The following is a 6,614-nucleotide window of genomic DNA, read 5'->3' as shown; positions in this document are numbered from 1 at the left end:
AAGTGCGAGGAGGTTCTTTTCGATTACGGACTGCAGGCTTACGAATCTGTAAAGCGCAAAGTCGTCACACCTGCGCTGGAAGCGGTGGTGGAAGCCAACACGCTACTGAGCGGTTTAGGTTTTGAAAGCGGTGGCTTGGCAGGCGCACATGCGATTCACAATGGTTTTACCGTGCTGGAAGGGGAGATTCATCACCTGACGCATGGGCAGAAAGTAGCTTTTGGCACCTTGGTACAGCTTGCCCTGGAGCAAAGACCTCTGACCGAGGTGGAACGATATATTGACTTTTATCTAAAGCTGGAGCTGCCCGTAACGCTGGAAGACGTTAGGCTCAAGGAAGCTTCCCACGAGGATTTGTACCGGGTAGCTCAGGCGGCCACGAAAGAAGGCGAAACGGCTCACAATCTGCCATTTGCCGTTACAGCGGATGATGTACTGGATGCGATTTTAGCTGCTGATCAGTATTCACAGGCTTATAAGGCTAAAATTGGATATAAGAATTAACCTAAAAAACTAATTTTTAGAATATAAATGAACGCAAAGGCCGCTGATAAGCGGTCTTTTTTCCATTATTTAACTTGTAACTTATGTTATGATTTTATTGATACATAATCAGGAAATGTCGGAAGTACATCTACGGCTTACCTAAAACTTGAGAGGAGTTTAACAATGGCAAAATGGAATGTGGAAGACAACGGGACTCAATATAGTATTGAGTACAAGCGCAGCCTGAATGGCGGCAAAATCATTGTGAATGGGAGCGAGCAAAGAGTTAAAAGCCAGAATGCATTTTTGAATTTGATTGATTTTCCAATCAAGTTGAATCATAAAGCTGTGAATGTTGTGGTCATCGGCAACAAAGCGGATTTGGCCGTGGACGGTGTGTATCTCGGGTCCAAGCAACCTTATGTTCCTGTGAGCAAAGTTCCCGGCTGGAGCTGGGCTTTTGTCACACTTAGCTTGGCTATTGGATGGCTATTCGCGGGAATCTTGGGTATATGCTTAGGAATACTGAGCAGCATGTTTTATGTGAAGTCATCTCTATCCATGCATCAAAGCACCAAACGAGGAGTCGTAAGCTGCTTTATCGTCTTCTTCATCATCAGCGTGGTACAAATTGTATTTGGAATTGCTGTAAATCAGTGGCTTAATACACTATAAAATATTTGTGACATCACCTGCTCAGAAGTTAAAAGGCTCCCCCGCATGAAGCGGCGAGAGCCTTTTTGTCATTTTAGATCGCCCAATTTCCTTTACGGAAGATAGGTTCCTCAGTACCGTCCTCGGTAACGCCATTAATGTCCATTTCAGCTGAACCAATCATAAAGTCAACGTGCGTCAGACTGAAATTTAGACCGTTCGCTGCCAGTTCCTCTGCAGTCATTTCCTTGCCGCCTTTAAGGTTAAATGCATAGGCATTGCCAATCGCCAGATGGTTAGATGCATTTTCATCAAACAACGTATTATAGAACAAAAGATTTTTGTCAGAGATAGGTGACTTGTGAGGTACGAGAGCAACCTCTCCCAAGTAGTGGGAGCCTTCATCCATTTCTACGAGATGCTGAAGAGTCTCCAAACCTGTTTCAGCCTGTACATCGACAATGCGTCCATTTTCAAAGGTCAACGAAAAGTTGTCGATAATATTGCCACTGTAGCTAAGTGGTTTGGTACTGCTGACTTTGCCGTTCACTCCTGTTTTAAGTGGAGCTGTAAATACTTCTTCGGTAGGCATGTTGGCTACGAAGGTATGTCCCTGTTGATTGACGCTTTCGGCAGCTACCCAGAGGTGATCCTTGGCCAATTCGATGGTGAGGTCGGTTCCTGGGGCTAAATAATGAAGTTTTTTATAGCGTTTGGCGTTTAAAATATCGGATTTGCTGGAAAGGGTTTTCAAATGCTCTTTCCAAGCTTCCACGGGATTGTCCAGATCCACACGCACAGTGCTGAAAATGGCTTCCCATAGCTTATCTATTTGTTCGGAGGCAGGGAGATTCGGGAATACTTTGGCTGCCCACTCTGCAGAAGGGTAAGCTACCAGTGACCAACTGAATTTGTCAGCCATTTGATATTCACGGTATTGATGTAATTCATGTGACCGCACCCGCTGTGCAGCCGTGATTCGACTGGACGGGATGCCTTTAAGCAGATCGGGATTATCGGCAATAACATGAAGCACTGCCGCGCCATGTTCGACCTCTTCCGTCATTTCGGCTGCATACCATTTGGGGGGGATATTAAACGTTTCGTCAGGAGCCAGTTCATACTGTAGCCGGGTGATGGTCTCATCGCTCCATTTTACTTTAACCAGCTTCGCTCCGACCGTATAGGCTGATTTGACAATCAGTCGCACGAGTTCTGCGGACAAGATGGGAGCATGAACGATGAGGGTCTGTCCAGGCTGGACATTGACGCCCACTCGAACGGCTAATTCGGCATATTTTTGTAATTTTTGTTGAAAATCTGACATGTTACTTTCCTCCATTTCACGAAAAAGCTTTAAACAGGCTTGGGTCGCTTGCACAGTTTTTTTGCAAATTCTACACATAGCTTATATATTGTACAATGTAACGAAAAGGTTCTCAAATCAGTTTTGGTACATTTTAGTAAAAATGAAAGGGCGGATCAATGAATGACAGAGCAAAATTCACCTCAGGAAGTGAAGGAAGTACATATTCAACAGGCACAGATGACGAGAGATGAAAACGGTGTTTATTTAGGCCAAGTCGTATTTGGAGTAAATGGACATCAGTCTGTATATGAGATTACCTTCCACAGTAAAAAGGGGAAGGAATGGGACTACAGTCTTCATTTTGCGGGGGAATCGCGGGTAGAGGAAGAAATGCTGGAGATGGATAGCTGGATTGAAGAAAATGATGATTTGTTCGATTATTTGCTGGATGCGGCTTGGAACAAATTACCCGAGTAATGTAAACAGGTCTATTTTCGTGACAAGCGGATTATATTTAGCAGTGTCCGCATAATCTGCTGACATGGGGGAAGCCTATAGGTCGATAATAACAGGAAATTCCATGTGAATAGGAGGGTGACGCTTTGGCAAATCATCTGTTCACCGAAGGAATGACGGCAAATGAAGAGGCTGCTCCCGATCTCTTGAGCTTACGGACGCTGTTTGTAAATGTGTGTTTTATCGGGGAGCCGGGAAGCCGAACCTGGGTGCTGGTGGATACGGGGATGACGGGATTTACAGACTCGATTATAAGCCTGGCTGAGAAACGGTTTACCGGTCCTCCGATTGCTATTGTGCTTACTCATGGTCATTTTGATCATGTAGGCTCCGTTATTGAGCTGGTACAGCATTGGGGAGCTCCTGTTTATGCACATCCGCTGGAATTGCCTTATTTGACGGGAATGAGGGATTATCAGAAACCTGATCCCGGTGTGGGTGGAGGTTTGTTGTCGGGTATTTCTTTTCTGTACCCCAATGATGCTATAGATCTCGATGATCGCATTGCTCCCTTGCCTCAGGATGGCAGTGTCCCTGGTGCTCCCGGTTGGAAGTGGCTGCATACGCCAGGACATACACCTGGTCATGTATCGCTTTTTCATGAGCGAAGACGGCTGCTGGTGGCTGGGGACGCTTTTATTACGGTGAAGCAGGAAGCGGCACTGACTGTTATTTTACAGGAAAAAGAAATTTCACAGAAAAAAGAAATACACGGGCCGCCTGCATATTTTACGACAGATTGGCAGGCTGCGCAGCGCTCAGTGGCAATGCTGGCTGGTTTGAAGCCTGAAATTGCGGTTACAGGGCACGGTCATTCCATGCATGGAATGGAGCTGAGAAATCAACTGGAGCGACTGGCCGCAGATTTTGAGCGCATAGCGGTACCCAAACAGGGACGGTATGTGTAATGATGTGAGAAGTGCGATGCTTTGCGGGGCATCGTTTTTTTGTGGTGACGTGGAATTTTTTTGCTGAGCATGGTATAGTCAAGCCAAAAGCAAAACGCTTTCATTAATCATCGTCATTTCATCAAGGAGGATTTTTGATGACACAACAGCATGCTGCAATTGGTGATCTTTATTACGGAATCCCCGCCATTCGTCTTAAATTTGGGCGGTATGAAGCGGTAGCCTTACCGGGAAACGGTGCGAATCTGATTTCTTTTCGTGACAATGAAACGGGATATTCTTTTTTGCGTGAGCCGGATGCCGACAGCATAGGGGCTTTTAAACAAAATCCGTCGGTTTATGGAATTCCTTTTTTGTACCCTCCGAATCGGTATGAGGACGGGAAATTCCTGTGGAATGGAGTTACATATGAGCTGCCGATTAATGAAGAGAAGACCCATAATCATTTGCACGGCTTTTTACACACCGTTCGGTGGGAAGTTGAGGACTATGGCTCCGGGGAGCAGGGCAGCTATGTGGTAATGAATCAGCATGTCAGGGAAGGGCATCCCATGTTCCGATACTTGCCGTTTACCTTCACGATGAAGCTGACGTACACGCTGGACGAATTTGGCCTACAACAGCGTTATGTGATCCATAACGAGGGTGATCAACCGATTCCTAACTTGTTTGCCTTTCACACGGCGATTCGGGTTCCGTTCGTACCCGATAGCTCGCCTGAGGATTACAAGATTAAGGTCACGATCGGTGAACGTCGTGAGCTGACGGAACGGTTGCTGGCTACAGGACAGTTCCAGCCTTTATCACCGGAAGAGGAATTGTTGAAGACGACGGGAGTTAGTCCTTATTTTGCTTCTATGGATAATCATTACACGGCAGTTCCACAAAATGGACGCAACTACATGGAACTGTCACACAGCAAGACAGGTGCTACCCTCGTATATGATGTAGGCACAGCCTATAAGCATTGGATGATCTGGAACAACAAAGCGAACAAGGAATTTATTTGTCCTGAGCCGCAAATGAACATGATCAATGCACCGAATCGTACGGATTTGCCTGCGGAAGACATCGGGTTGATTGCACTGGCGCCGGGTCATATTTTTGAAACAACCAGTCGTCTGTATTGTGTTACACCTAACTAAATCGAAATCCTGCATTACTGTATCGGATAAGTCTGCATCGTGTCTAACGGTGCAGGCTTTATTTGGATGGACGAAAAGCTGAAGTTGATGGGTTGCAAAGCGTGAAGCAGTCATAGTATGATACGAAACAGGAGATGATCAGATGAATGATGGTATGGTGCCTTTTCAAGCCGTCAAACGCAAGCAAATTGCTGATGAAGTGGCTGAACAGTTGCAACGAAAAATAATAGCTGGTGAATGGAGCGTAGGTACAAGGATTCCAACAGAGCCTGAGCTTATGAAGCTCTTTGGGGTTGGTCGATCCACAGTACGTGAAGCGGTTAGCGTTCTGGTGCATGCTGGTCTATTAGAGAAAAAACAAGGACATGGAACCTTTGTCTGCCAACCGACGACCTCTCAGGAGCCATTGGATTACCGTCTAAGCCGTGCTGAAATCATCGAGGTATATGAGGTGCGAAGTGTATTGGAGCTAGAGATTGCCAGATTAGCTGCCTTACGCCGTAATGACGAGGATTTACGTTTGATGCGGGAGGCACTGGACCGTCGTGCAGCGACATTGGCCGCTGGAGATATGAACGGGTATCTGGATGCGGATATCACTTTTCACTTGGCTGTTGCCGGGGCTACACGCAATAAAGTGCTTACAGACGTATATCGCAGCTTTGTAGAGGCGATTCGAAAGGCGCTGAACAATCTCGTTACCGATCCGGCAATGCCAAACCATTTTACATTACAGCATGAGAAAATATATGAAGCGATCCGGGATCAGGATGGCAAGGCTGCCGAGCTGTATAGCATTCAACATTTGGACGGTACCAAGCTGGAACTGCAAAAGCTCATGGCTAGTTCATAATTTTTTTAATCTTAAACATCTGATGATCGGATGTTTGAGATATTCTGTAAACTATTTTTTGAGCATCTCCTAAAACTAAAGCAAAGGTGGTATCTGTATGCGCAAAATATGGGTGTTGGACACAACATTAAGAGATGGGGAACAATCACCGGGAGTTAGCCTGACCAGCACAGAAAAGGTGGAAATTGCCCTTCAGCTTCAAAAGTTGGGCGTAGATCGGATTGAGACCGGTTTTCCGGCTACCTCGCCTGGTGAGATATCCAGCATGCAGGAGATTGCCAAACAGGTTACCCAGGCCACACTGGTTGGTTTTGCACGCTCCAAAGAACAGGATATTGATGCGGTGAGAGAGGCGCTGCGGGGAGCCGAGGATGCCTGTCTTCATTTGTTCCTGGCCACCTCACCTATTCACCGCCAACATAAGCTGCGAATGGATAAGGAGAAGGTATTAGAGACCGCTGCCGCTGCCATTCGTTATGGACGCAAATATTTTAGCAAGGTAGAATTTTCGGCGGAGGATGCCAGTCGTACCGAGCTGGACTTTATTTGTGAGGTCGTGGATATGGCGATCCGCGCAGGGGCGACAGTCGTCAATTTGCCGGATACGGTGGGATATGCCTCGCCCGATCAGTTCGGTGAAATGTTCAGAGTCGTCAAACAGCAAGTGCATAGCATCGAAAAAATACAGCTCAGCACACATTGTCATGATGATCTTGGAATGGCTACAGCCAACACACTGGCGG

Annotated in this window: 6 protein-coding genes and 2 pseudogenes; 7 read left to right on the top strand and 1 reads right to left on the bottom strand. The window is 46.4% G+C overall.

All coding sequences use genetic code 11. From position 1 onward, the window contains the following. Both WG8_RS29020 and WG8_RS21860 read left to right on the top strand, forming a co-directional pair. Positions 1–504, top strand: a pseudogene (locus tag WG8_RS29020) (iron-containing alcohol dehydrogenase); the annotation flags it as partial. Between the two features lie 165 nt (positions 505–669). Beyond that, positions 670–1,161 (top strand): hypothetical protein, encoded by a 492-nt coding sequence (locus WG8_RS21860; protein ID WP_007432452.1) that lies wholly within the window; start codon positions 670–672, stop codon positions 1,159–1,161. 73 nt (positions 1,162–1,234) lie between these two features. Here the strand turns inward: WG8_RS21860 and WG8_RS21855 are convergent, their stop codons facing one another. Beyond that, positions 1,235–2,467, bottom strand: a complete 1,233-nt coding sequence (locus WG8_RS21855) for an aminopeptidase (RefSeq protein ID WP_007432451.1) — start codon at positions 2,465–2,467, stop codon at positions 1,235–1,237. A gap of 162 nt (positions 2,468–2,629) precedes the next feature. Between WG8_RS21855 and WG8_RS21850 the strand changes: the two genes are divergently transcribed. The 5 genes and pseudogenes from WG8_RS21850 to WG8_RS29015 form a co-directional block, all read left to right on the top strand. Next, on the top strand, positions 2,630–2,926 hold the full coding sequence (locus tag WG8_RS21850; protein ID WP_007432450.1) for a hypothetical protein: 297 nt from the start codon (positions 2,630–2,632) through the stop codon (positions 2,924–2,926). 125 nt (positions 2,927–3,051) lie between these two features. Beyond that, on the top strand, positions 3,052–3,873 hold the full coding sequence (locus WG8_RS21845; protein WP_007432449.1) for an MBL fold metallo-hydrolase: 822 nt from the start codon (positions 3,052–3,054) through the stop codon (positions 3,871–3,873). Positions 3,874–4,010: 137 nt separating this feature from the next. Continuing rightward, positions 4,011–5,018, top strand: coding sequence for an aldose 1-epimerase (locus WG8_RS21840; protein ID WP_007432448.1), 1,008 nt, complete (start codon positions 4,011–4,013; stop codon positions 5,016–5,018). A gap of 142 nt (positions 5,019–5,160) precedes the next feature. After that, complete coding sequence (locus tag WG8_RS21835) at positions 5,161–5,871, top strand: FadR/GntR family transcriptional regulator (protein ID WP_007432447.1); 711 nt, start codon at positions 5,161–5,163, stop codon at positions 5,869–5,871. Positions 5,872–5,968: 97 nt separating this feature from the next. After that, a pseudogene (locus WG8_RS29015) lies at positions 5,969–6,614 on the top strand (2-isopropylmalate synthase); the annotation flags it as partial.

It is taken from the genome of Paenibacillus sp. Aloe-11 (assembly GCF_000245715.1).
Taxonomy (GTDB): Bacteria; Bacillota; Bacilli; order Paenibacillales; family Paenibacillaceae; genus Paenibacillus; species Paenibacillus kribbensis.
This window is presented reverse-complemented; position numbering and strand designations above follow the sequence as displayed.